We start from the raw sequence: 23,803 nt of genomic DNA, 5'->3' as shown, positions 1-23,803 counted from the left end.
CCCGCACCATGCGTGGGGGAAACGTCCGGCAGACGGGGATTTTCTGTTGGTGCGACTACAGCACGTCCGAAAGGAAGCCCTTCAGCCGGTCGGTGGCCGGCGCCGTGAAGATCTGCTCGGGCGGACCCGATTCGACCACGATGCCGGCGTCCATAAACGTGACAGTGTCTGAAACGTTGCGGGAGAAGCCCATCTCGTGCGTCACCACCACCATGGTCATGCCGCCCTTGGCGAGGTCGGTCATCAGCGCCAGGACGCCCTTGACCAGCTCGGGGTCGAGGGCTGAGGTGGCCTCGTCAAAGAACATCACCTCAGGCTTCATGGCCAAGGCGCGGGCAATCGCAACGCGCTGCTGCTGGCCGCCGGACAGGTTGGCCGGACGGGCATCAGCTTTGTGCTTGAGGCCCACCAGGTCCAGCTGCTCCAGGGCCTCGGCGTTCGCTTGGTCCTTGGAGAGCTTCCGGAGCTTGCGCAGCGCGAGGGAGACGTTGTCCAGCACGGTCTTGTGCGGGAACAGGTTGAACTGCTGGAAGACCATGCCGATCCGCTGGCGCAGCTCGTCCGGGTTGTCCTTCAGGACAGACCGACCATCCAGTAGGATGTCGCCCTGGTCCGGTTCGATCAGCCGGTTCATGACCCGCAGGAGGGTCGACTTTCCGGAGCCGGACGGACCAATGACCGAAGCCGTGGTGCCCTTCTCCACGTGGAGGTCGATGCCGCGGAGCACGTGGTTATGCCCGAACGAAAGGTGCAGGTTCTTGCCGGTCAGGGTGCCGGAAGTAAATTCCGTCATGCCCGTGCCCCCTTGCCGATAGGTGCCGCCAACTCGTCCGGTTCCTTCTTCTCCGGCCGGCCGGTACGCAGCCGGTTGTCGATGAAGTTCACGAAGTGCGTCAGCGGCACGGTCAGGATCAGATACAGCAGGCCGGCGGCCACCAGTGGCGAAAGATTCCCCGTGTTGGCCATGGCATCGTTTCCGATCCGGAAGATCTCGCGGTCCGAGGACGCAAGGCCCAGCATGAACACCAGGGAGGAATCCTTCAGCAGTGAGATGAACTGGTTCACCAGGGCGGGCAGCACGCGGCGGACGCCCTGCGGCACCACCACCAGGCGCATGGAGTTGCCATAGCTGAACCCCAGGGCCCGCGAGGCTTCCAGTTGGCCTTTCTCCACGCTCTGGATGCCGGAGCGGAAGATCTCACCGATGTAGGCGCCGGCGATCAGGGTCAGGGCCAGGATCCCGAGCGGATACGGGTTGCGGTTGCCGGTAAGTTCCCGGGCAATGGGGCTGAGCCCGATGCCGATCACCAGGATCACCAGGATGGCGGGCAGGCCCCGGAACAGGTCGGTGTAGATCCTCGCCGCCCAGCGGGCCACCGGATTCCGGGATATACCCATCAGCGCCAGCACCAGCCCCAGCAGGGAGCCGAGGATGCCTGATGTCACGGCCAGGATCAGGGTGTTGGGCAGGCCCACCATGAGGAGGGAGGGAATGACTTTCGCCATTTCCTCCCAGTTGAGGAACGTATCACCAAGCTGCTCCAGGAGATCCATATGCGGTTAGGCCCGGATCAGCTCTGGGGAGCCGGAGCAGCCTTGCTGCCCGGCTTCCAGTCGGCGGGGGTCTCGCGGTCCGGGTACCATTCCTTGGTCAGCTTGGACCACGTGCCGTCAGCAATAACGGCGTCCAGCCCGGAGTTCAGGGCGTCGATCAGGGGCTTGTTGTCCTTGTTCACGGCGTAGGCCGTGAAGTTCTGGGTGTTGACTACGGACTCGGCGATGACGGTGCCGTCGCCTTCCTTCACCTGGCCGGTTGCCTGCTGGGAAGGTGCCACCCAAGCATCGATCTGGCCGTTGCGCACGTTGGCGTACACGGTGGCGTAGTCCGGGAAGCGGACCGGCTCGAGTTTCAGGGTGTTGGTGACGTAGTCGTCCTGGACCGTGCCCTGGACAACGCCGATGCGGACATTGGCATCCAGGTCTGCGAAACCCTTGACGTCGCTGTCGGTCTTGGCCACCACGGCCATAAAGCCGAAGTCGTAGCCGTTGGTGAAGCCCACGTTGGCGCGGCGGGCGTCAGTAGTGGAAATCGAGGACGATCCCACATCGAACTGCTTGGTCTGTACCTGGGAGAGCAGCGCCGAGAAGTCGGTGGCCACGAATTCGACCTCGAGGCCAAGCTTGCCGGCAACGGCGCGCAGCAGCTCGTTGTCGTAGCCGGTGAACTTGCCGGCCGGGTCGATGAAGATGTTCGGCGGGGCGTCGGACAGCGTGCCAACCTCAAGCTTGCCTTCGGTGTTGAGGCCCAGCTTGGTCTTGTCGATCTTGTCCAGCGGCGTGACGTCGGCGGTGGTGTACTTGTCCAGCGTCTGCTGGTCGCTGCCGGCGAGGGCATCAGTGGGCGTGCCGCTCGGCTGGGCAGTCCCGCCACCGCAGGCGGCCAGCGACACCGCAAGGGCAACCGCGACGGGGACGCTGGACAGCCACTTCATGGCTTTGGTCTTCATGAGAAAGTCACTTTCATCAGAGTCATAAGTTCAACCGGGCCGAAGGCTGAGCGTGTGACGCCTGGCGCCTTGCTCCCAAATACCGGCCGGGGCGGGATTACCGCTGAACTTAATCATCTCATTTCCGGCTTTCAGCGCTTTCGGCCGAATAAAAACGTGCTCACCTGCGCGCGGGGCCGAATTAATTGCTGAAGGAAACTCTTCCTGAACATCTGATGAATGAATGCTGCCCGCGCGGCCGAATCTGTGCGTTCCGGCGGCCCCGGTCGGCGGTTACGGGCTAATTGTGAGTTAGCTCTCAGCTAGAAGTCGCCGCCGCTGGCGTCTTCCGGTGGCAGGACGGGCCATTCCCCTTCGATCACGGCGGCCGGTTTGGTTTTGCGCAGGTAGTTCTGGAAGTCCGCCGCCTGGCTGACAGCCCAGTCCTTTTGCAGTTCGTGAAGCTGGCTGGCCGGCATCTTGAGCTTGGGAAACTTGATGGCCATCGCATCCAGCATCCGGAGCGTGGCCAACGCATCCGCGGCCGACGTATGGGCGTTGTCCAGCGTGATGCCGTATTCCTCACACAAGGCCGTCAACGTGCGCTTGCCCTTGCGGTACCGGTCCACCTGCTTATTCATGATGAACGGGTCCAGGACAGGGAACCGGCTCAACTGCCGGACGCCGTAGCGGGCGGACTCGGCGGCCAGGACGGTGAAGTCGTAGCTGGCATTGAAGGCAATGACCGGAATGCCGGCGTCGAACAGGTCCTGCAGGACAGTTGCGAGCTCCCCGGTGACTTCACGGGCCGGCCGTCCCTCACGCCGGGCCTGCTCCGTGGTGATGCCGTGGATGTCGCTGGCCTCGGTAGGGATTTCGACGCCGGGATCGGCCAGCCATTCGTGTTCGGTGATCACGTCCCCCTTGTGGTCCACCACTGTCACCGACGCCGTGACGATACGCGCGGCACGCGAATTCCGTCCGGTGGTTTCAAGATCGAAGGCTGCGCGGGGAAGGGTGTTCCAGGTGGTCATGCTTCAACGCTACCGGCCAGCACCGACAGGATCGTGCAGCGCCACTGCCGGTAACCTTGATGCATGCGGACTGAGTACATTGAGGCGGTGCTCGCGCTGGTCGAGCTGGTTCCACCCGGAACCGCGCTGGCGTACGGCGATGTGGCCGAGCTGCTGGGGTCCGGCGGTCCGCGGCAGGTGGGCCACGCCATGAGCCATTACGGCAGCCAGGTCGCGTGGTGGCGCATCCTGAAGGCAAGCGGCCAGGGTCCGGAAGGCCACGAGGCCGAAGCCCTCCGCCACTACCTGCAGGAGGGGACGCCGCTGCTCGGCAACCACGATGCTTTCCTGCGCACCGGCGAAGGCAAGTGGCGGGTGGACCTGATGGCAGCACGCTGGGCACCGGGCGAGGACGACTTCGACCGGATTGACGCTATTGCGGAGCAACTGGAGCGGCGGCTGCATAGATTGTCGGTGGCTGATGATGAAATGTCTGTGTGACCGTAACAATCCCCGTCGTTGACCCCGCCGAGTCCACACGCACGTCAGCCAGGCCCGCGGCCGGACGTTCCGGCGGAACGGGCCTGCGTCTACTCCCGCCGCGGCAGCTGCACGCCGACGTCCCGGCGTTGTCCGCGGACCAGCGCGACGCCGTCGACGTGCCCCACGGCTCCGGGCCCGTCCTGGTTCCCGGCGCACCGGGAACCGGAAAATCAACGGTCCTGATCGAAGCGGCCGTCCGTCGGGCCCTGCAGGACAGCGTGGACCCGGAGCGGATCCTCATCCTGGCACCCGGACGCCTCGCCGCCGACTCACTCCGCGACCGGTTCACCGCACGGCTGGACAGGAGCCTGAGCACCACGCCGGCCCGGACCTGGGCATCCTATGCGTTTGACCTGATCCGCCGGGCTAAGGCTGAGGGAATCCTTCCGCTGCCGCGGGCGCCGCGCCTCCTGTCCGGCCCGGAACAGGACCTCATCATCCGCGAACTCCTGGAGGGCCACCGGATGCCCGGACTGGAACTACCGTGGCCTGCGGACCTGGAAGCGGCACTGGAGACGCGGGGCTTCCGCCACGAGGTACGCCAACTTTTCGACCGGATCATCGAATCCGGGCGGACCGCCGGTGACCTGGAAGAGCTGGGCCACCTTTGCGGCCGGCCCGACTGGATCGCTGCGGCGGCACTGTACGCCGAGTACCGGGACGTCCTGGACCTGCGCATGCCGGAGGCTTTCGACCCCGCCGGCATCATCACCACGGCACGGCAGATCCTCCAGGACGCGCCTGACTTCCTCGCCGCGGAACGGGACCGTCTCCAGCTGGTGCTGGTGGACGATGTGCAGGAGGCTAACCCCGCCGTTTTCGAACTGCTCGCGGACATTGCCGCGGGCAAGGACTGCTACGTCGCCTTCTCCCCGGACACCGTGGTGCAGGGCTTCCGCGGGGCCAGGCCCGACCTCGTCGCGGAGCTGCCGCGCCTGCTTTCGAGGGAGGCCGGCGTCATCGAGCGGCCGCTGTGGCACACCCATCGGCATGCCCCCGCCATCGCGGAAGCCTGGCTCGGCGTCGCGGGCCGCATTTCGCAGCGTGCGGGCGGCCAGCTGGCCAGGCGGCTTGAGCAGCCCGAACCCCTGGCCGGAACCGCGCACGGGCCCACCGCCGTCGTCGTACCCCAACCACACCCCGCCGGCACGGTGGAAGCGCATCTGGTACCGTCCCCTGTCCACGAACTGCGGTACGTTACCCAGCGCATCCTGGACCAGCACGTCAACCATGGCCGCGACCTGGCCGAGATCGCTGTGATTGTACGTAACGGCGGCCAGCTCAGTGAGCTGCAGCGTTACCTCACGGGCCAGGGGATCCCGGTGCGCGTTCCGGTGGCGGAGTCCGCGGTCCGTGATGAAGTGGCCGTGCGCCCGCTGTTGGACGCCTACGCCATTGCGCTGGATCCCGAGCTGCTGACTCCGGAGGCCGCCGTCGCGCTGCTGACATCGCGCATCGGAGGTGCCACGTCCATTGAACTGCGCCGGCTCCGCCAGTCGCTCAGGCGGGAGGAACTGCTGGGCGGCGGCGGCCGGACCAGTGACGCCCTGCTCGTTGAGGCATTATCGGAGCCCGGCGCCCTGGCGACGCTCGGCCTGGAAGGCCGTTCCGCGCGCCGGACCGCGCGCATGATCCAGGCCGGGCGGAGCGCAGCCGCCGAGCCCGGAGCCAATGCCGAGTCCGTGCTCTGGGCCCTGTGGCACTCCACCGGACTGGCCAACGCTTGGACCGAATCTGCCCTCACCGGCGGTTCCCACGGAGCCCGCGCCGACCGGGACCTCGATGCCATGATGGCGCTCTTCCATACAGCCGAGCGCTACGTGGACCAGATGCCGGGCGCCGGGCCGGAACAGTTCCTCGAGTACCTCCTAAACCAGGAGCTGCCCATGGATACCCTGGCCGCACGCGCCCAGGTGGACGACGCCGTCGAGCTGATGACCCCGGCCAGTTCTGCCGGGCGGCAGTGGCCCGTGGTCATTGTGGCGGGGCTGCAGGAAGGCGTCTGGCCCAATACCCGGCTCCGCGGTGAGCTGCTCGGCAGCAGCCTGTACGCCGACGCCGTCGAACACGGCGTCAGCTATGCCTTGCAGCTGGACCCGCTGAGCCGGCTGCGGGAAATCCGCTACGACGAACTCCGAAGCTTCTCCACGGCCGTTTCCAGAGCTTGCGAGATGCTGATCTGCACCGCTGTTTCATCCGAGGATGACCAGCCGTCGTCCTTCCTCGATTATGTGGCGCCGCTGGAGCCGGGCGCCGAGGGCAGGGGGTTCACACCGGTGGAACGGCCCATGACCCTGCGTGCCCTGGTGGCAGAACTGCGGCAATACGCGCAGCTGGAGGGAAAGTACGAGCCCGAAGCCGCCGAGGCCGCCAGGGTCCTGGCCGGACTTGCCGCCGCGGAACCGGCGGTCCCGGGAGCGCATCCGGACAGCTGGTGGGGCCTGCCTCCTTTAACGACGTCGGAGCCGGTTGTCCCGCCCGGAGGGACCGTTTACGTCTCGCCGTCGAAGGTGGAATCCGTGCAGAAATCACCGCTCGACTGGTTTGTGCAGGCGGCCGGGGGCGAGGCCGCCACCGATTTCGCCCGGAGCCTTGGCACGCTGGTCCACGCCATCGCGCAGGACCTGCCGGAAGCCTCCGGGGGCGAGTACGTCGCCGAACTCATCCGCCGGTGGCCAACCCTGGGGATGAAGGACAACTGGGAAGGCAAACTCGACTTCCAGCGTGCCGAAACCATGGTGCGCAAGCTCGCCCAGTACGTCCTGGTGATGCGGAGCGAGGGCCGCAGCCTGCTGGGCGTCGAGCAGGACTTTGAGGTCCGGCTGCCCGACGTTCCGCCGGCGGACGCCGGGCAGGACGATGCCCAGTCCACCGGAGACGGGGCCGGCGGGACCGGCCTTCCCCGCGCCGCCGTGCTCCGCGGCCAGGTTGACCGGCTGGAGATCGATGCCGAAGGACGGCTGGTCATTGTGGACCTCAAGACGGGCAAAAGGCAGCCCGGCAAGACCGAGCTGTCCCGCCACCCCCAGCTGGGGGCCTACCAGGCGGCCGTCCTCGCCGGCGGTTTCGCGGAGGTACAGGTCGGTGCAAACGTGCCTGGAGGCGCAGTGCTGGCGCAGCTCGGAACAACTACCAAAAGCCCCGGTGTCCAGCAACAGGATCCCTTGGAGGTCCAGGACAACTGGGCGCTGGACATGGTCACCGATGCGGCCGCGGTTATGTCCGGCAGCAGCTTCGAAGCCAGGCATGACCCGGCAAAGAGCAGCCACGGGGGGCACGGCTGCAGGCTCCCGGAAGTCTGTCCGCTCTGTGTCCGCGGAAAGCAGGTCACCGAATGAGCCAGCCCCAGGTTCCAGAGCCCCTGTTCAGCCCCGAGCAGCTGTCCAGGCTGCTGGGCGAAAAGAACACGCCGACCCCCGAACAGTCCGCCATCATTTCCTCACCGCTGGCTCCCCGGCTGGTGATTGCGGGAGCCGGCTCCGGCAAGACGGCCACCATGGCCGACCGCGTCGTGTGGCTCGTTGCCAACGGCTGGGTCAGGCCGGAGGAAGTCCTGGGCGTTACCTTCACCAGGAAGGCGGCCGGCGAGCTGGCCACCCGGATCCGGGCCAAGCTCGCCGCATTACAGCGCGTCGCTGCCCAGGACACACGGCATGACGTGTTCCCCGAGGGGCTGCTCAGCAGCGACGCCCTTGAGCCCAAAGTATCCACCTACCACTCATTCGCCAGCGGCATCGTTTCTGACTACGGGCTGCGGCTTGGCGTGGAACGCGACGTTGTACTGCTCGGCGGGGCCCAGGCCTGGCAACTAGCCAGCGACGTGGTGGAAGCGTTCGACGGCGACTACAGCCACTTCAAGTCAGCCAAGTCCACGCTGGTCAAGGCAGTCATCCAGCTCGCGGGGGAGTGCGCAGAGCACCTGCAGGAACCGGCCGACGTCGAGGCCTGGCTTCTGGCGCACCTTGCGGAGTTCGACGAACTTCCCTACGTGGCCGGAGCAAAGAAGAACGCCCCCCAGGCCGCCGGTGAACTGGCCGCGATGCTGCGCACCCGGGCCAGCGTGGCTGACATGGTGGGCCGCTACGCCGCCGCCAAGAAGTCACGGGGGGCGTTGGACTTCGGCGACCTGGTGGCACTTGCGGCCCGTGTGTCCCGGGAAATCCCGCTGGCCGCGGACCTGGAACGCCAGCGCTACAAAGTGGTGCTCCTCGACGAGTTCCAGGACACGTCGTACGCCCAACTGGTCCTGTTTTCGCGGCTTTTCGGCGAGGGCCACGCGGTCACCGCGGTGGGGGACCCCAACCAGTCGATTTACGGTTTCCGGGGTGCTTCGGCGGGTCAGCTCTTCCACTTTGTCCGTGAATTCCCGGTCCGTGTGGACGGGGAGGAAGGGCCGGGACGCTTCGTACCGGCCCCTACGTCGTACCTCACCACGGCGTGGCGCAACGGCCGGGCCATCCTGTCCGCCGCCAACATCATGTCAGAGGCCTTGGGGCGCGCCGAGGCCCAGAAGGCCCCTGCCGGCGGCGGCCCTGCGGGCACCACTGGGGGCACGGCTTCCGCAGCGGCGAATGTGCCGCCACTGCAGCCCAGTCCCTTCGCGGTGGAGGGGCAGGTGGTACTGGGCCGCTTCGGCACAGACCTCGACGAAGCGGCCGCACTTGCCGGGGACGTCCTGAAGTACCGGGTCACGGACTTTGAACGTGAGGCCGACGGCACACCGGTGCCGCCGGCACTGGCTGTCCTTTGCCGGCGCCGCGCCCAGATGGAAACCATCCGGCGGGAGTTCGAGGCGCGGGGGATTGCGTACGAAATCGTGGGGCTCGGCGGGCTGCTCGACACTCCCGAAATCGTTGACCTGGTGGCCACGCTACGGGTGCTTGCTGATCCCGGACGCTCTGATTCCCTGATGCGCCTCCTGGCAGGAGCGCGTTGGCGGATCGGGCCGGCAGACCTGATGGCCTTCCGCGACTGGTCCAGCCAGCTCGCACGCCGTCGTGGCCGCCCGGCCGACGCTGCCACGCCGGAGGATGGGCCCACAGATGCGTCCGACGAGGCCGTCATCGAAAGCGACCTGACTGACGGTGCCAGTCTGGTCGAAGCGCTGGACTGGCTGCCGCGCGAAGACTGGATCTCTTCGAACGGCCGGTCGTTGACCGAAGCGGCCCGCGACCGCCTCGGCAGGCTCTCGACGGAACTGAGGCAGTTGCGAGGCTACCTCGGGGACGACCTCACCACACTGCTCGGGGAGGTGGAACGCGCCATGTTGCTCGACATCGAAGTGGCGGCGCGCCCGGGAACCAGCATCCACCAGGCCCGCCGAAACCTGGATGCCTTCCAGGACGCGGCGGCCGGCTTCCTGCGGACCTCGCACCGGGTGGATATCCTGGCGTTCCTTGCCTGGCTTGAAGCTGCCGCTGCCGAGGAAAACGGTCTTGACGCACCGCCGTCGGATATCAATCGCGAGGCCGTGCAGCTGCTCACCGTCCATGCGTCAAAGGGCCTGGAATGGGACGTCGTCTTTGTTCCTGGCCTCAACGCCGGCGCCTTTCCCAGCAACAAGGACTCCCGCTGGAGCAGCGGCGCGGCGGCCCTTCCGTGGCCGCTGCGGGGGGACCGTTCGGATCTGCCCCAATGGGATACCGACCAGCCGGACCAGAAGGGCTGGCTGGATGCCGAGAAGGACTTCAAGTCAGCCGTCCAGGTCCACGGCGAGGGAGAGGAGCGCCGCCTGGCATACGTGGCCTACACCAGGGCAAAGCACGTCCTCTGGGTCGCCAGTGCGGCATGGGTGGGTTCCAGGGCAGGCCGGGCCGAGATGTCACCGTTCCTCGCTGAACTGGAACAGCTTGTCGGCTCCGGCCCCAGCACCGCCCCGGCGGACGCCGCGGAAATCTGTGCCGCCACGGTGCACCCGGCGTCAGTGGACGAAGCCTCCCTGCCTGAAAAGAGCCCGTTGACCACGGAAACTGAAGTGGCCGGATGGCCCTATGACCCCCTGGAAGGACCGGTGGATGCGCGCACCGGGGAGCGCCTGCGGGTTGTTCCCGGCAGACGGCTCGCCATGGAGGGCGCCGCGGCGCGCGTCCGGGCAGCCTTGGAGCCCTTGGTTTCCGAGGACTCAGAGCCTGGCCTTGAGCCTGCATCCGCCAATGAGTCCGGGCCAAGGCTCCGGGGCAACGCGGCGGGCTGGGCCAGGGAAGCTGCCCTGCTGCTGGAACGGCGTTCCAGGCGCGACTCCGGGCAGGACGTTCACCTGCCCGGCCACATCTCTGCGTCCACGCTGGTTGACCTCGGCGAGGACCCGGCGGGAGTTGTGGGCCGGCTGCGAAGGCCTGTTCCGCGTGAACCCGGCATGTCGGCGCGGAAGGGGACAGCATTCCACGCCTGGGTTGAAGAGTACTTCGGCGCAGCCGGGATGCTGGATCTTGGCGAGGCCCCCGGCTCCGACGACCATATTGACGCCGCCTACGACCTCGACACCATGGTGGCCACCTTCAAAGCCTCGGAATGGGCCGACAGGTCGCCGGCATTTGTCGAAGTGCCGGTGGAAACGCGGGTGGGCGACGTGGTGGTCCGCGGACGCATAGACGCCGTCTTCCAGGACGCGGACGGGAGGTGGGACCTGGTGGACTGGAAAACCGGCCGCCGGCCCTCAGCCGCCCAGTTGAGGGCCAAATCGGTGCAGCTCGCCGCGTACCGGCTGGCTTGGGCACGGCTCAAGGGCGTGGCAGTGGAGGACGTCAGGGCCGCCTTCTTCTACGTTGCCGACAACCAAGTGGTCCGGCCGCACGATCTTGGGTCGGCTGAGGAGCTCGAACAGATCGTGGCCGCGGCCCTCGACGTCACTGCTTCCTGAGGTCAGTGCTTCCTGACGTCGACGATGCTGATGGCGGCGGTGGACGTGTCCTCGGCGGACGGGCGTACTGACGGCTCGTCGGCCGGATCCTCGTTTGCAGAGTTTTCGTCCGCCGGACCTTCTTCGGACCGGACGGGCTCGGCCGGGATAGGGCTGACTTCCACTGCCGGCAGCACCGGAACCGGCTCCACCGACGGGACGGGCACGGGGACGACTGTCACCGCCGGAATCTCGGCCACGTTCACCGCCAGGGAAAGGTCCGCAGCGGACTGGGCGGCGTCATCGGCCGGGGCAGCCGGAGCCGGCAGCGGCTCGACACTGATGGCCTGGCCGCCGTGCTCTTCGACGTCGGCCGCGAGGGTTGCCAGCATGCCTTCGGCTTCGGCAACCATCCCGGCGTCGCCGGCAGCGATTCCCTTGACCAGGTATTGCGCCAACGCGAACTCGGCAGAAAGGGCAGCCCGCCGGAGCAGGTGCTGGTCCGGGGCGTCGCGGCGGCTGCCGGTGTAACTGGCAAGAACTGCGTCCACGAAATCCTGCTCGTTCGAGGCAACCAGCCACGCGAAGTCGTCCGCGGGATCCCCGATCCGAAGGTCCGTCCAGCCCGTAACCGCCGTGACACGGCCGCTTTCCACGAGCAGGTTGTCCTCATGGAGGTCACCGTGGACAACGCACGGGTTGAACCGCCACAGCGAAACGTCTTCAAGGGCATGCTCCCAACGGAGCAGTAGCGACGCCGGGATTTTTCCAGTGGTGGCCGCCTGGTCGAGCTCGTTGAGCCGGCGCTGGCGGAATTCGTTGGGCGTGTAGCTGGGCAGGTCCGCGTTGCTCACCAGCGAGTGCGGAAGATCATGGATGGCCGCCAGCGCTGTCCCGATTTCCCGGGCAAGCTCGGCCGGACCCGCGGTGAGTTCTTCCACACTTTGCGTGCTCCCGGCCAGATGCGAGTAAACAAAGGTGCTGAGGCTGCCCAGCCGGACGCTGCCGGCCACCGTAGGCATCAGGAAGGGCAGTTCGGCCCGGATGGCCGGTGCGAATGCCCGGAGGACCAGGAACTCCGTCTCGAGCCTGGCGCTGGCTTCCGCGTGCCGCGGGGACCTGACCCGCCACTGTTTGTCTTCCGAATCCAGCAGCAGCGCGGAGTCGAAATCCGCGGGATCGTCCGCAGCGGAGCTAACGGCGGTTGGGGTCAGCCCGGGGACTGCCGCGGTTGCAACGGCTGCCAGTTCGATCGGTTTTCTTCTCACCGTTCCACGGTAGATTGAGTGGCGTCCAAGACAACGATGTGCGGCGGCGAGTCTCCAGATATGCTGCAAAAGTCGGCTTCCGCACCCTGTCCGGACGTCCACGCCGCATGTCCCGCCTAATGTCCCCTCCGAATGTAAATTGTCAGTCCGAGTCAGTACGGTGGACACATGAGTCATGCGGAGTCCGCTATACCGGCCTACCAGCCGCAGGCAGCCCAGCTGCCGGCCAACCACTTGTTCGATACCGTATTGCCGGTCCTCCCGGCTGCCGTGGACCGCGGCTCCGCTGACCGTGTCCGGCCAGGCATGGTCGAGGAGTTGCTGGACAGCGGGCACACTCGGGCAGTGGTCCTTGCCGGGCGGCAGGCACTGGTGCAGGGTAACCAGCTTCTTCTGCCGGCAGCCAAAAACCTGCTGGCTGACCTGCGGGACCGTGGCTCAGCCCCAGAGCAGGTCATCTACCTTGGCGCCGCGCTGGACGGCTCGGACCTTGCCGCGGGCACCGAAATGGTCCTTGTTATCCTTCCTGAACCTGCCGAGCCCGGCACTGCCGGAATCCCGGCCAACGCGCAGTGGGCCGGCTTCCGTGACATCGCCGCCGTCCTGAACCCCACTGATACAGCGTTGTTCGTCGAGGCCAGCGCCATCGCGAACTGGCACGCCGGCCATACGCATTGCCCGCGCTGCGGGGCCCGAACTGCCGTGGAGGCCGGCGGCTGGGTCCGCCGCTGCCCCCAGGACAGCTCGGAACACTACCCCCGCACCGATCCGGCCATCATCGTCACGGTGGTGGGGCCGGATGGACGGCTGCTGCTCGGTGGCGGCGGACCGGTTGACGCGAAGAATTATTCGACGCTGGCCGGATTCGTCGAACCAGGCGAATCCCTGGAACAGGCCGTCGTTAGGGAAATCCACGAAGAAGTGGGCGTCCGGGTGACCGGATGCCAGTACTTGGGTTCGCAGTCGTGGCCGTTCCCGGCCTCCCTTATGCTTGGATTTACCGCCATCACCGAAGACGCCGTGGCAAAGCCCGACGGCGTGGAGGTAACCCGTGCGCGCTGGTTCAGCCGGGAGGAACTCCAGGACGCCGTGCTCACCGGTGAAATCACCATCTCCAGCCGGCTGTCCATTGCACGCTCGCTGATTGAGCACTGGTATGGCGGCCGGATCATGGACCGCACGGACACCTGACACCCGGAACAGGCATCACCATTGGCCAGACGCCAGCATGTGGCAGTCGCGACAACAGAGCAGCAGAAGTGACCACAGAGAATTTTGACAGTGCAGAGTCCCTTGAGGAACGAATCCTTGGGGGACTTGACGCTGAACAGCGCGAGGTTGCCAGCACGCTGAACGGGCCGCTGTGCGTTCTCGCCGGTGCCGGCACCGGCAAGACCCGTGCCATTACGCACCGGATTGCCTATGGCGTGCACTCAGGCGTGTACAGCCCCCAGCGGCTCCTCGCCGTGACGTTCACGGCCCGGGCCGCCGCGGAAATGCGCAGCAGGCTACGGGACCTCGGCGTGGGCAATGTGCAGGCGCGGACTTTCCATGCCGCAGCCTTGCGGCAGTTGCAGTTTTTCTGGCCGCAGGCGGTCGGCGGCACCCTGCCCAACCTGCTGGACCACAAGGCCCAGATGATCGCCGAAGCGTCCCGCCGCCTGCGGCTCAGCACTGACCGCGCGTCCATCAGGGACCTCGCCTCCGAAATCGAGTGGGCCAAGGTCTCCATGCTGACCCCGGCAAACTACCTGGAGAACGCGCAGGGCAGGGGAACCCCGGGCGGGTTCGACCTCACGGCCGTCGCGCGGGTCTTCCAGTCCTATGAGGACGTCAAGACCGACCGCAACGTCATCGACTTCGAGGACGTACTGCTGATCACGGTAGGGATTCTGCAGGAGGACCAGAAAGTCGCGGCCACCGTCCGCGAGCAGTACCGGCATTTTGTCGTGGATGAGTACCAGGACGTTTCTCCGCTGCAGCAGCGCCTCCTGGAACTGTGGCTTGGCGGGCGGGACGAGCTGTGCGTTGTGGGCGATGCGAGCCAGACGATCTACTCGTTTACCGGCGCTTCCCCCAAACACCTGCTGGGATTCAAGGCCTTGTACCCTGAAGCCAATGTGGTGAAACTGATCCGGGATTACCGTTCCACCCCTCAGGTGGTCAAGCTGGCCAACGATCTCCTTGGCGCACGGCGCAGCGGCGGACCGGTGGCCGATGCTGCCTGGGCGGCTCCGCTGCAGCTGGTGGCCCAGAGGCCGGCGGGGCCCGTCCCGCAGTTCACCGAATGCACCGACGATGAAGCCGAAGCCGCCACAGTGGCCATCAAGATCCAGGAACTGCTCGACGCCGGCACTCCCGCGAGCCAGGTGGCTGTCCTTTTCCGCACAAACGGGCAGTCCCAAGCCTACGAACAGGCGCTCGCCGCGGCCGGCATCAGCTACCAGCTTCGCGGCGGTGAGCGGTTCTTCGCCCGCAAGGAAGTGCGGGACGCCATCCTCCAGCTGCGCGCGGCAACCAGGGCCGTCGCTGAAACCGCGACGCCGGAACCGCTCGGCCAGCTGGTCCGCGATATCGTGGCCTCACTCGGCTACACGGACGCCCCGCCCCACAACGGCGGCGCGCTGCGCGAACGCTGGGAGTCCCTGGCAGCGCTGGTGGCACTCGCGGACGAGCTGGTCCACGTCCGCGGCGGGCAGTTCAGTCTCGGTGACTTTGTTAATGAACTCCAGGAGCGGTCGCTGGCGCAGCATGCTCCCACTGTCCAAGGCGTGACGCTGGCCTCGCTGCACGCAGCGAAGGGCCTCGAATGGGACGCCGTGTTCCTGGTGGGCCTCTGCGAAGGCCTGATGCCCATTTCCTTCGCGGACACACCCGAATCCGTGGATGAGGAGCGCCGGCTCCTCTACGTGGGCATTACGCGCGCCCGCGAGCACCTGTCCCTGTCCTGGTCCACGGCACGCACGCCCGGCGGCCGGGCCAACCGCAAACCCTCACGCTTCCTCGACGGGCTACGGCCCAACTCAGTGGCCAGCTCCAGCGCCCGCGGAAAAGGGCCGGCGCCGCGCCGGAAATCCGCTGCCCCTGCCACCTGCAGGGTCTGCGGGAGCATGCTGGCCAGCGGCGCCGAACGCAAGGTGGGCCGCTGCAACGACTGTCCGCCCAGCTACGAAGAACAGACGTTCGATGCCCTTCGGCAATGGCGGAAGGAAATCGCATTGGCGGCCGAGGTGCCGGCGTTTGTGGTCTTCACGGATGCCACGCTGACGGCCATCGCAGAGGCCAAGCCGTCCACGTTGGAGGAACTGGCGGCACTGGCCGGCGTGGGTCCGTCCAAACTGGAACGCTACGGCGAAGACGTGCTGCGCGTGCTCCTCGAAAGCGCCGCCCTGTGACCCGCAGACCGGCAGGACTGGACACCCTCCCTCGCACCACGGCGGACGGAGCACCGGTTGAGGTGCGGCGGTCGGCCCGCCGGACCAGGACGGTGGCTGCCTTCTGGGAGAACGGGACGGCAGTGGTGGCCATTCCGGCCCGGTTCACCGCCGCGCAGGAGTCTGAATGGGTGCACCGCATGCTGGAGAAGCTGCACCGCCAGGGGGAGCGGCGTTCCCGCCAAGGAACCAAACAGCCGGCCACGGATACTGCACTGGCTGCCCACGCCACGGACCTTTCGGCCCGGTACTTCGGCGGCAGGGCGGTCCCGACGTCGGTCCGCTGGGTCAGCAACCAGAACTCGCGCTGGGGCTCCGCAACGCCGTCGGAAGGATCCATCCGGCTCTCCGACAAGCTCCGGCCCATGCCGCAGTGGGTCATTGACTATGTCCTGCTGCACGAGCTCGCGCATTTGCTGGTGGCGGGGCACAACGCCGCGTTCTGGAAGCTGTTGGAGGCATACCCCGATACGATGCGGGCCAAGGCCTTCCTGGAAGGCGTCTCGTTCGCCACCTCCCGGGGGCTGACCGCGGGCAGCAACGATTCAGAGCCAGCCGACGCCGACTAGCCAGTGCCGTCGCGAATCCGGAATTCGTCGATCAGGCCGTGCCGCATGAAGTTGGAGGCCAAATTGGCGCCGCTAAGGACGATGTCGCCGCCGTAGCAACATGCGGCCTGGCTAACTCTTGGGCTGCCCACCGTCGCCGGTGGGCTCTTCCCCGTCGCCGGCGTCGGAATCATCCTGCGGAGCGTTGTCGAAGCCGCCGCTCAGCAGCTTCTGCAGGGCGTCGTCCACTTCGCTGTCGCTGGCCTCGGCCAGCTGGCGGCGGCCGCTGAAGCCCTGGGGGTCATCGAGGTCCGCGGCGGTGGGGAGCAGGTCCGGGTGCTGCCAGATCGCATCGCGTCCGGCAATGCCCCGCTCGTCCTTCAGGGTGGCCCACAGCGTGGCAGCCTCGCGCAGGCGGCGGGGACGCAGTTCGAGTCCCACCAGGGAAGAGAAAGCGTGCTCCGCCGGACCGCCGGTGGCACGGCGTCGCCGGACTGTTTCCCGTAGCGCGCCGGCGGAGGGCAGCAGCTTCTCCGTGGCCGACGCGGTGAGCTCGTCCACCCAGCCTTCAACGAGGGCCAGCGCCGTCTCAAGTTTTTCAAGCGCCTGCTCCTGGGCAGGGGTCCGCTGCGGCATAAACACACCCTGGGACAGCGCTTCCTGGATGCCTTCAGGGTTGCTGGGGTCCAGGTCACGGGCCAGCTCTTCAATCCTGGAAGTGTCGATATGGATGCCGCGGGCGTAAGCCTCGATGGCGCCGAGCAGGTGGCCGCGCAGCCAGGGAACCTGGACAAACAGCCGCGCATGGGCTGCCTCGCGGACGGCCAGGAACAGCCGGATGTCGTTCTCCGGCAGGCTCAGGCCTTCCCCGAACTTCGTCACGTTGGCCGGCAGGAGCGCCATTTCCAGATCCGCCAAGGGCACACCGATGTCCGTGGAGCTGACTACCTCGGCGGACAGGGCACCGATAGCCTGGCCGAGCTGCATCCCAAAGATCGCGCCGCCCATGTTCTGCAGCATGGAAGAGGCCCCGCCCATCATGGACTTCATCTCTTCGGGCATCTGTTCGGTCATGGCGCTGGAGAGTGCGTTGGCGATGCTGTTGGCCACGGGCTCGGTCAGCCGCTTCCACGTTCCGAGGGTGGCTTCCACCCACTCGGCGCGTGACCACGCACGGCCGATCAGGCCGGTGGCAGCCAAGTCTGTCACGGGGTCGAGCCACAGTTCGGCCAGCCGCAGGGCCTCGTCGACTTCGCGGGTCTGCAGGGACGTGACGGACGGGTCGGCGCTGCTGGCGGCAACCCGGCGGGCGTTCTCGTGCGCGAGTTGCCAGTTGACGGGCCCTTCGGAAGGGGCACTCATCATGGCCTGGACCTGGGAGAACATCTGGGCCAGGAGATTGGGGTCGTTCGGCAGGCCGGCTGCCTTTGCGAGTTCGGCGGGGTCGAAGTTTTCCATGCCCTTGCCGCCCATCAGGTTCTGCAGCATCTCGGTCAACGGATCCTTCGGCGTATCGTCGCCGTTGGACGGATTGAGTGGGTTGGAGGTCATGATCCCGCCGATCGTCGGTGTGACTGTTCACTTCACGGTACCCCGGGCCGGGGCGGCTGTCTGCCGGACAGGCGTTACGTTCGCTGTAGGCAAAGAGCTGGCCGGGTGCGGCACCGCGTAGTGTTGATTCAGTGACTACAACCCGCGGCGATCATCCGCATGAGGACCACGCACCAGGGCTCGACGCCGGCGCCACAGCGGGTGCCCCAGCACCTGTACCGGGTCCTGCCGACGCCGTGCCAACCGGGCAGTTTGCCCCCCGCAGCGCCCCGCCGGGGGACCGGCGGGTGTCCGTGATGATGCTCTCCGGTGTCCTGGCACTGGGGCTGGGGATCGCGGCTGTCACCGTCCCGGTGCCATATGTGGTGGAGTCACCCGGACCCACCTTCAACACCCTGGGCCAGAGCCAAGGCAGCCCCGTCATCAGCGTCACGGGCCACGAGACCTATCCCGCCGAGGGACATCTGGACCTGACCACCGTTTATGTCGACGGCGGCCCCAACGGCCCCGTGAGCATCCTGGGTGCCTTCACCGCTTGGCTGGACGGGTCCAAGTCCGTTCACCCGGTGGAGCTGCTGTACCCCAGCGGCACCACGAAGGAGGAGGCGGACGAACAGAGCTCCGTGGCCATGACCTCGTCGCAGGAAAACGCCGTCGCCTCGGCACTCAAGGAGCTCGACATTCCCTTCGGCCAGCAGCTCCAGGCCGCGGGGCTCCCCGACGGTTCGCCGTCGGCCGGCAAGGTTGAAAACGGCGACCTCTTCGAATCGATCAACGGCAAACCCATCACATCGCTCGCCGTTGTGCAGGAGGAACTTGCCGCCGGCCAGGGGGCGCCGGCCAGCCTGGTGGTGCAGCGCGCAGGGGAATCCGTCACGCAGACCATCACCCCCATGGACAACGGTGCGGGCCGCTACATTCTCGGAGTCATGCTCAAGTACCTGTTCACGTTCCCGTTCGACGTGAAGATTTCCCTGGACAAGGTTGGCGGACCCAGCGCCGGGCTGATGTTTTCGCTGGGCATCATCGACACTGTGACGCCGGGGGACCTGACCGGCGGCAAACACGTCGCCGGAACGGGGACCATCACCCCTGACGGCACGGTAGGTCCCATCGGCGGCATCCGGCAGAAGATGCTGGGCGCGCGCGCCGGGGGAGCCACGGTGTTCCTCGCTCCGGCTGAAAACTGCGGCGACGTTGTGGGCCACGTGCCGGAGGGACTGCAGGTGTTCAAGGTGGAGAACATTGCGGAGGCGCGCCGCGCCGTCGAACTCGCCGGATCGGGCCAGGACACGGGCGCTTTGCCGGTCTGCACCAGCAACTAGACTGAGGCCAGGAACTAAGCTTTACCGCCACTCGTGGCAGATATGACGGACGTTGCCACACGCTTGACCGGGGCCGGACGTCAACCGCACGCACGCTTGTTATGTAAACCTGACGACCAGCTATGAGGTACCGAGTTTGTCCCGTCCTACCAGCCCCATCCCGCCCGGAAGACCCCCCTCGCGACGCGGGGCCCTAACGCCCACGCTGATCGTTGTTGCCATCGCAGTGGTGGGCTTCATCTTCTTCGCCAACGTGTGGACTGACGTCCTCTGGTACCGGCAGCTCGGCTACTTCGAAGTGTTTGTGACGGAAAACCTCGCCCGGATCGGGATCTTCGTTACCGGCTTCGCGCTCATGTTCGTGGCCGTCTTTTTTGCCATCCGGGTTGCCTACCATGCAAGGCCTGTGTACGCGCCGGACTCCGAGATGCGCGATAACCTGAACCGCTACCAGGCCCAGCTTGAACCGGTCCGCCGCGTTGTTATGGTGGGCCTGCCCATCCTGTTCGGACTGTTCGCGGGCAGCGCTGCCGCCAGCCAATGGCAGAAGGTGCTGTTGTTCTTCAACCAGGAGCCGTTCGGCCAGAGCGATCCTGAATTCGGCCTGGACATCAGCTTCTACCTGATGACGCTTCCCTTCCTCGGTTTCATCACGGGGTTCCTCATCAGCGTGGTGGTCGTCGCGGGCATCGCCGGAATCCTCACCCACTACCTTTACGGCAGCATCCGGCTGATGGAACGCGGCGTGTTCACCAGCCGCGCGGCCCAGATCCACCTCGCGGTAACCGGCGCAGCCTTCCTGATCCTGCTCGGCGCGAACTTCTGGCTGGACCGCTATGCCGCGCTGCAGAGTGATGGCGGGCGCTGGGCCGGTGCGCTGTACACGGACGTCAACGCAGTAATCCCTACCAAGGCGATCCTTGCCGTGGCGGCTGGCCTCGTGGCCATCCTCTTTATCGTTGCCGCGGTCATCGGCCGCTGGCGCCTGCCGGTCATCGGCACGGCCATGCTGATCATCACCTCAATCCTGGCCGGCGGTGTGTACCCGTGGGTCATCCAGCAGTTCCAGGTGCGGCCTTCCGAGGAGACGTACGAGCGGGACTTCATTGAGCGCAACATCGCGATGACGCGGGCTGCCTATGGCCTGGACCAGATCCAGGTGGACCGCTATGACGCCACCAACACGGCCACCACCGGGGCACTGGCTCCGGACGCCCAGACCACTGCCAACATCAGGCTCCTGGACCCCAACCTGATCTCCGATGCCTTCTCCCAGCTGGAGCAGTACCGCCCGTACTACCAGTTCCCGGAAGCACTGAACGTCGACCGCTACGAAGTTGACGGCAAGATCCAGGACACCGTCATCGCCGTGCGCGAGCTGAACCCGGCGAACGTCGCCACCAACCAGCAGGGCTGGCTCAACCAGCACGTTGTCTACACCCACGGCTATGGAGTTGTCGCGGCCAAGGGAAACAAGTTCACCGTGGATGGCAAGCCGGAGTTCCTCCAATCCGGCATTCCCTCCACCGGTGTCCTGGGTGATGATTCCACCTACGAGCCCCGTATCTACTTCGGCGAGAATTCCCCGGAGTACTCCATTGTCGGTGCGCCGGAGGGAGCATCTCCCCGCGAGCAGGACAGGCCCTCCGGCGCGGGGGAAACCCAATACACCTTCGCCGGCAACGGCGGGCCGAACGTGGGCAGCTTCTTCAACAAGGTTCTCTACTCCATCAAGTTCCAGTCCTCGGATCTGCTGTTGTCCGACGGTGTCAATCCTGAATCCCAGATCCTTTATGACCGCAGCCCGCGGGACAGGATCGAGAAGGTCGCGCCGTACCTGACCGTTGACGGCAACGCCTACCCGGCGGTGGTTGACGGCCGTGTCAAGTGGATTGTGGACGGTTATACCACCAGCCAGTACTACCCGTACTCGCAGCAGGAACAGCTCTCGGCTGCCACCGCGGACTCCCAGACCACTTCTGGCCGGACGGTTGCATTGCCGAACAGCTCGGTGAACTACATCAGGAACTCCGTCAAGGCCACCGTGGACGCTTATGACGGGTCGGTGACCCTGTATGCCTGGGACGACCAGGACCCCATCCTGAAGGCGTGGCAGAAGGTTTTTCCCACGTCCCTGAAGCCATACTCGGAGATGTCCGGGGACGTCATGAGCCACGTCCGCTACCCGGAGGACCTGTTCAAGGTCCAGCGCGAACTCCTGGGCCGCTACCACGTCACCGATCCGGGCAGCTTCTACCAGGCGAAGGATGTCTGGAGCGTTCCCAACGATCCCACCGTGGACACCGACGTGAAGCAGCCGCCGTTCTACATGTCATTGCAGATGCCTGACCAGGAAAAGCCGGCCTTCCAGCTGACCTCGTCCTTCATCCCGCAGATCGTCAACGGCACCGCCAGGAACGTCCTCTACGGCTTCCTGACGGCCGACTCTGACGCCGGAAAAGAAAAAGGCGTCAAGGCTGAGAGCTACGGCAAGCTGAGGCTGCTCCAGATTCCGCCTGAGATTCAGGTTCCGGGACCGGGCCAGGCGCAGAACAAGTTCAACTCCGATCCCACGGTGTCGCAGGCTTTGAACCTTCTGAGGCAGGGTGCCTCCGAGGTGCTCAACGGCAACCTGCTGACACTGCCTGTGGGCGGCGGCATCCTGTACGTGCAGCCTGTGTACCTCAAGTCCACCGGCGAGACTTCGTACCCGACGCTGCAGCGTGTGCTGGTGGCCTTCGGTGACAAGGTCGGCTTTGCGCCAACCCTGGACGGTGCCTTGAAGCAACTCTTCGGCGGCGACTCCGGCGCTGCCGCGGGCGACTCCGGCAACACCGGCCAGACCCCGCCTGCTCCTGGCACCACACCGCCGGTGAGTGCAGGCGCCCAGGCTGACCTGAAGGCCGCGCTGGATGAGGCGAACGCCGCCATCAAGGCGGGCCAGGCAGCCCTGGCGGCTGGCGACTTTGCAGCCTACGGGGAAGAGCAGAAGAAGCTCGCGGCGGCCCTGCAGAAGGCCATTGACGCCGAGGGCAAGATCCCGGCGCCGGCCCCTGAAGCCACGCCGGCGCCCGAGGCGACGCCGTCGCCCGAAGCCACACCGACGGCGACGCCCTCGCCGGCGGCCAGCAACTAAGGGGTTGACCCAGCGAGACGCACATCACGCCACCAGGATTTGGCCTCCCGTTCGCCGAACGGTAGAGTTGATCTTGCGACGCGGGGTGGAGCAGTTCGGTAGCTCGCTGGGCTCATAACCCAGAGGTCACAGGTTCAAATCCTGTCCCCGCAACTGGCGAAAAGTCCGGATTCTGGAAACAGAATCCGGACTTTTTGGTTTAAGCGGACCCGCCCCAAAGAGGCAACTTGGCGGTTGTTGGGGCCATCAATCCCGAGTGGTAATTACCTACTCCAAAGTACGGTAGTGTTGATCAAGCGACGCGGGGTGGAGCAGTTCGGTAGCTCGCTGGGCTCATAACCCAGAGGTCACAGGTTCAAATCCTGTCCCCGCAACCATGTAGAAGACCCCGACCGGCATTACGCCGGCCGGGGTCTTCTTTTGCCCGATTACTCGTGGTTCCTAGTATTCTCGTTCGCAAAGCCATTTGAGCACCTGGTCAGTCATTCTCGAGAGGAATGTTGTTCGATGTCCACACCCACGAAGAAGCCCGGCTCCGCGACGGGCAAGCGGTCCCGACTCTACTGGGGTGTTCCTGCCGCTCTCGTAGCGCTGGTGCTCGTGGTGCTGCTGGCCAAGTGGATGACCGGCCTTCCGGCGGTGGCGTCGTTCCTGGCTGATTATCCGGGCCATTCGGAACTGCCTGAGGGCGCCCCCGTGGGATTCCCGGCGTGGCTGGCCTGGCAGCACTTCCTGAACGGCTTCTTCCTGCTGCTCATCATCAGGACCGGCTGGCAGGTGCGGACCACCACGCGGCCCAGCGGCCACTGGACCCGCAACAACAAAGGGCTGATCAAGACCAGGAACGCGCCCACCAAGATCACCCTGGAACTATGGCTGCACCTGACGCTGGACGTGCTCTGGTTCCTCAACGGCCTGGTGTTCGCCATCCTGCTCTTCGCCACCGGACAATGGATGCGGATCGTGCCCACCAGCTGGGACGTCATCCCCAATGCCCTCTCCGCAGCGCTTCAGTACGCCTCATTGAACTGGCCCACCGACAACGGCTGGGTCAACTACAACGCGCTCCAGCTGCTGACGTATTTCGCCACTGTCTTCATCGCCGCACCGCTTGCCTTCATCTCCGGCATCCGGACATCCTCCGCCTGGCCCAAGAAGGCCACCGCCCTGAACAAGGCCTACCCCATAGAACTCGCGCGGGCCATCCACTTCCCGGTCATGATCTATTTCGTGGCCTTCATCGTCGTGCACGTCTTCCTGGTCCTCGCTACCGGGGCACTCCGGAACCTGAACCACATGTACGGAGGCAGCGACGACGCCGGCTGGTTCGGCTTCTGGGTCTTCGTCGCCTCGGTCGCAGCCATGGTGGCAGCCTGGTTCCTCGCCCGTCCGCTCTTCCTTCGCCCCATCGCCTCCCTGATGGGCAAAGTCAGCCGCTGATTTCCGCGCCGGTGACGTTGTCCTGGCCTTGCTGGTCCGCCCGAAGCTTCTGGTACGTCGCCAGCGCGCGCTCCCTGGACTCGGGGAGTCCCACCACGGGCGCGGGGTAGTCCTCGACGTCGGGATGCTTCCACGGTTCGTGGAAGCCATGCGGAGCCTTCGACCCCTGCGCCATTGGTTGGATACAGACTGGTGAGGCGTCTCAGTTCCAAGGATGTGAA

General features: G+C 66.1%; 16 protein-coding genes and 2 tRNA genes. 11 read left to right on the top strand and 7 right to left on the bottom strand.

What is annotated here, in order from left to right; translation table 11 throughout:
* Positions 1–55 precede the first annotated feature (55 nt).
* The 4 genes from AC3IT0_RS14760 to AC3IT0_RS14745 all read right to left on the bottom strand — a co-directional run bounded on the left by AC3IT0_RS14760 (position 56) and on the right by AC3IT0_RS14745 (position 3,520).
* Positions 56–793 (bottom strand): amino acid ABC transporter ATP-binding protein, encoded by a 738-nt coding sequence (locus AC3IT0_RS14760; protein WP_489320489.1) that lies wholly within the window; start codon positions 791–793, stop codon positions 56–58.
* Positions 790–1,554, bottom strand: coding sequence for an amino acid ABC transporter permease (locus AC3IT0_RS14755; protein ID WP_489320488.1), 765 nt, complete (start codon positions 1,552–1,554; stop codon positions 790–792). The genes AC3IT0_RS14760 and AC3IT0_RS14755 overlap by 4 nt, the downstream gene beginning before the upstream one ends.
* Before the next feature lie 17 nt (positions 1,555–1,571).
* Positions 1,572–2,507, bottom strand: coding sequence for an ABC transporter substrate-binding protein (locus tag AC3IT0_RS14750; protein ID WP_489320487.1), 936 nt, complete (start codon positions 2,505–2,507; stop codon positions 1,572–1,574).
* A 302-nt stretch (positions 2,508–2,809) separates the two neighbouring features.
* Complete coding sequence (locus tag AC3IT0_RS14745; protein ID WP_489320486.1) at positions 2,810–3,520, bottom strand: 3'-5' exonuclease; 711 nt, start codon at positions 3,518–3,520, stop codon at positions 2,810–2,812.
* Positions 3,521–3,583: 63 nt separating this feature from the next.
* On the opposite strand from AC3IT0_RS14745, the gene AC3IT0_RS14740 reads away from it, so the two are divergent.
* The 3 genes from AC3IT0_RS14740 to AC3IT0_RS14730 are packed head-to-tail and all read left to right on the top strand — an operon-like array spanning position 3,584 to position 10,901.
* Complete coding sequence (locus tag AC3IT0_RS14740) at positions 3,584–4,000, top strand: MGMT family protein (protein ID WP_489320485.1); 417 nt, start codon at positions 3,584–3,586, stop codon at positions 3,998–4,000.
* On the top strand, positions 3,997–7,380 hold the full coding sequence (locus tag AC3IT0_RS14735; RefSeq protein ID WP_489320484.1) for an ATP-dependent helicase: 3,384 nt from the start codon (positions 3,997–3,999) through the stop codon (positions 7,378–7,380). The genes AC3IT0_RS14740 and AC3IT0_RS14735 overlap by 4 nt, the downstream gene beginning before the upstream one ends.
* Positions 7,377–10,901 carry an ATP-dependent helicase gene (locus tag AC3IT0_RS14730; protein WP_489320483.1) on the top strand — a complete coding sequence of 1,175 codons (3,525 nt, stop codon included), beginning with the start codon at positions 7,377–7,379 and terminating at the stop codon, positions 10,899–10,901. Before AC3IT0_RS14735 ends, AC3IT0_RS14730 begins: the two co-directional genes overlap by 4 nt.
* A gap of 2 nt (positions 10,902–10,903) precedes the next feature.
* Here AC3IT0_RS14730 and AC3IT0_RS14725 read toward each other — a convergent pair whose 3' ends face one another.
* Positions 10,904–12,148 (bottom strand): macrolide 2'-phosphotransferase, encoded by a 1,245-nt coding sequence (locus AC3IT0_RS14725; RefSeq protein WP_489320482.1) that lies wholly within the window; start codon positions 12,146–12,148, stop codon positions 10,904–10,906.
* Positions 12,149–12,316: 168 nt separating this feature from the next.
* On the opposite strand from AC3IT0_RS14725, the gene nudC reads away from it, so the two are divergent.
* From nudC to AC3IT0_RS14710, 3 genes are all read left to right on the top strand, one after another.
* A complete protein-coding gene (gene nudC, locus AC3IT0_RS14720) occupies positions 12,317–13,339 on the top strand; it encodes an NAD(+) diphosphatase (protein WP_489320481.1) in 1,023 nt (340 codons plus the stop codon).
* A gap of 68 nt (positions 13,340–13,407) precedes the next feature.
* The gene (locus AC3IT0_RS14715) at positions 13,408–15,543 is read left to right on the top strand and encodes an ATP-dependent DNA helicase UvrD2 (RefSeq protein WP_489320480.1); all 2,136 of its coding nucleotides are present in this window, start codon (positions 13,408–13,410) and stop codon (positions 15,541–15,543) included.
* Entirely contained in the window at positions 15,540–16,151 is a 612-nt protein-coding gene (locus AC3IT0_RS14710; protein ID WP_489320479.1) for a M48 family metallopeptidase, read from the top strand. Before AC3IT0_RS14715 ends, AC3IT0_RS14710 begins: the two co-directional genes overlap by 4 nt.
* A 111-nt stretch (positions 16,152–16,262) precedes the next feature.
* On the opposite strand, the gene AC3IT0_RS14705 is transcribed toward AC3IT0_RS14710, so the two are convergent.
* Entirely contained in the window at positions 16,263–17,681 is a 1,419-nt protein-coding gene (locus AC3IT0_RS14705; protein ID WP_489320478.1) for a zinc-dependent metalloprotease, read from the bottom strand.
* Positions 17,682–17,812: 131 nt separating this feature from the next.
* Here AC3IT0_RS14705 and AC3IT0_RS14700 point away from each other — a divergent pair, with 131 nt between their 5' ends.
* The 5 genes from AC3IT0_RS14700 to AC3IT0_RS14680 all read left to right on the top strand — a co-directional run bounded on the left by AC3IT0_RS14700 (position 17,813) and on the right by AC3IT0_RS14680 (position 23,582).
* On the top strand, positions 17,813–19,006 hold the full coding sequence (locus tag AC3IT0_RS14700; RefSeq protein WP_489320477.1) for a YlbL family protein: 1,194 nt from the start codon (positions 17,813–17,815) through the stop codon (positions 19,004–19,006).
* A gap of 136 nt (positions 19,007–19,142) precedes the next feature.
* The gene (locus tag AC3IT0_RS14695) at positions 19,143–22,142 is read left to right on the top strand and encodes a UPF0182 family membrane protein (RefSeq protein ID WP_489320476.1); all 3,000 of its coding nucleotides are present in this window, start codon (positions 19,143–19,145) and stop codon (positions 22,140–22,142) included.
* Between the two features lie 79 nt (positions 22,143–22,221).
* A tRNA-Met gene (locus tag AC3IT0_RS14690) sits at positions 22,222–22,295 on the top strand.
* Between the two features lie 147 nt (positions 22,296–22,442).
* Positions 22,443–22,519 (top strand) — tRNA-Met (locus tag AC3IT0_RS14685).
* Between the two features lie 130 nt (positions 22,520–22,649).
* Positions 22,650–23,582, top strand: coding sequence for a cytochrome b/b6 domain-containing protein (locus AC3IT0_RS14680; protein ID WP_489320475.1), 933 nt, complete (start codon positions 22,650–22,652; stop codon positions 23,580–23,582).
* On the opposite strand, the gene AC3IT0_RS14675 is transcribed toward AC3IT0_RS14680, so the two are convergent.
* Positions 23,572–23,757, bottom strand: coding sequence for a hypothetical protein (locus tag AC3IT0_RS14675; protein WP_489320474.1), 186 nt, complete (start codon positions 23,755–23,757; stop codon positions 23,572–23,574). The two genes, AC3IT0_RS14680 and AC3IT0_RS14675, sit on opposite strands and share 11 nt — an antisense overlap.
* Positions 23,758–23,803 lie beyond the last annotated feature (46 nt).

Source organism: Pseudarthrobacter sp. KH_020_B (assembly GCF_057840185.1).
The sequence above is the reverse complement of the archived record's forward strand: the minus strand, read 5'-3'. Positions and strand labels throughout refer to the sequence as shown.

Bases quoted from the DNA above. Each gene is read 5' to 3' on its own strand.
- AC3IT0_RS14760 (WP_489320489.1), bottom strand. From the start codon at position 793: ATGACGGAATTTACTTCCGGCACCCTGACCGGCAAGAACCTGCACCTT.
- AC3IT0_RS14755 (WP_489320488.1), bottom strand. From the start codon at position 1,554: ATGGATCTCCTGGAGCAGCTTGGTGATACGTTCCTCAACTGGGAGGAA.
- AC3IT0_RS14750 (WP_489320487.1), bottom strand. From the start codon at position 2,507: ATGAAGACCAAAGCCATGAAGTGGCTGTCCAGCGTCCCCGTCGCGGTT.
- AC3IT0_RS14745 (WP_489320486.1), bottom strand. From the start codon at position 3,520: ATGACCACCTGGAACACCCTTCCCCGCGCAGCCTTCGATCTTGAAACC.
- AC3IT0_RS14740 (WP_489320485.1), top strand. From the start codon at position 3,584: ATGCGGACTGAGTACATTGAGGCGGTGCTCGCGCTGGTCGAGCTGGTT.
- AC3IT0_RS14730 (WP_489320483.1), top strand. From the start codon at position 7,377: ATGAGCCAGCCCCAGGTTCCAGAGCCCCTGTTCAGCCCCGAGCAGCTG.
- nudC (WP_489320481.1), top strand. From the start codon at position 12,317: ATGAGTCATGCGGAGTCCGCTATACCGGCCTACCAGCCGCAGGCAGCC.
- AC3IT0_RS14705 (WP_489320478.1), bottom strand. From the start codon at position 17,681: ATGACCTCCAACCCACTCAATCCGTCCAACGGCGACGATACGCCGAAG.
- AC3IT0_RS14680 (WP_489320475.1), top strand. From the start codon at position 22,650: ATGTCCACACCCACGAAGAAGCCCGGCTCCGCGACGGGCAAGCGGTCC.
- AC3IT0_RS14675 (WP_489320474.1), bottom strand. From the start codon at position 23,757: ATGGCGCAGGGGTCGAAGGCTCCGCATGGCTTCCACGAACCGTGGAAG.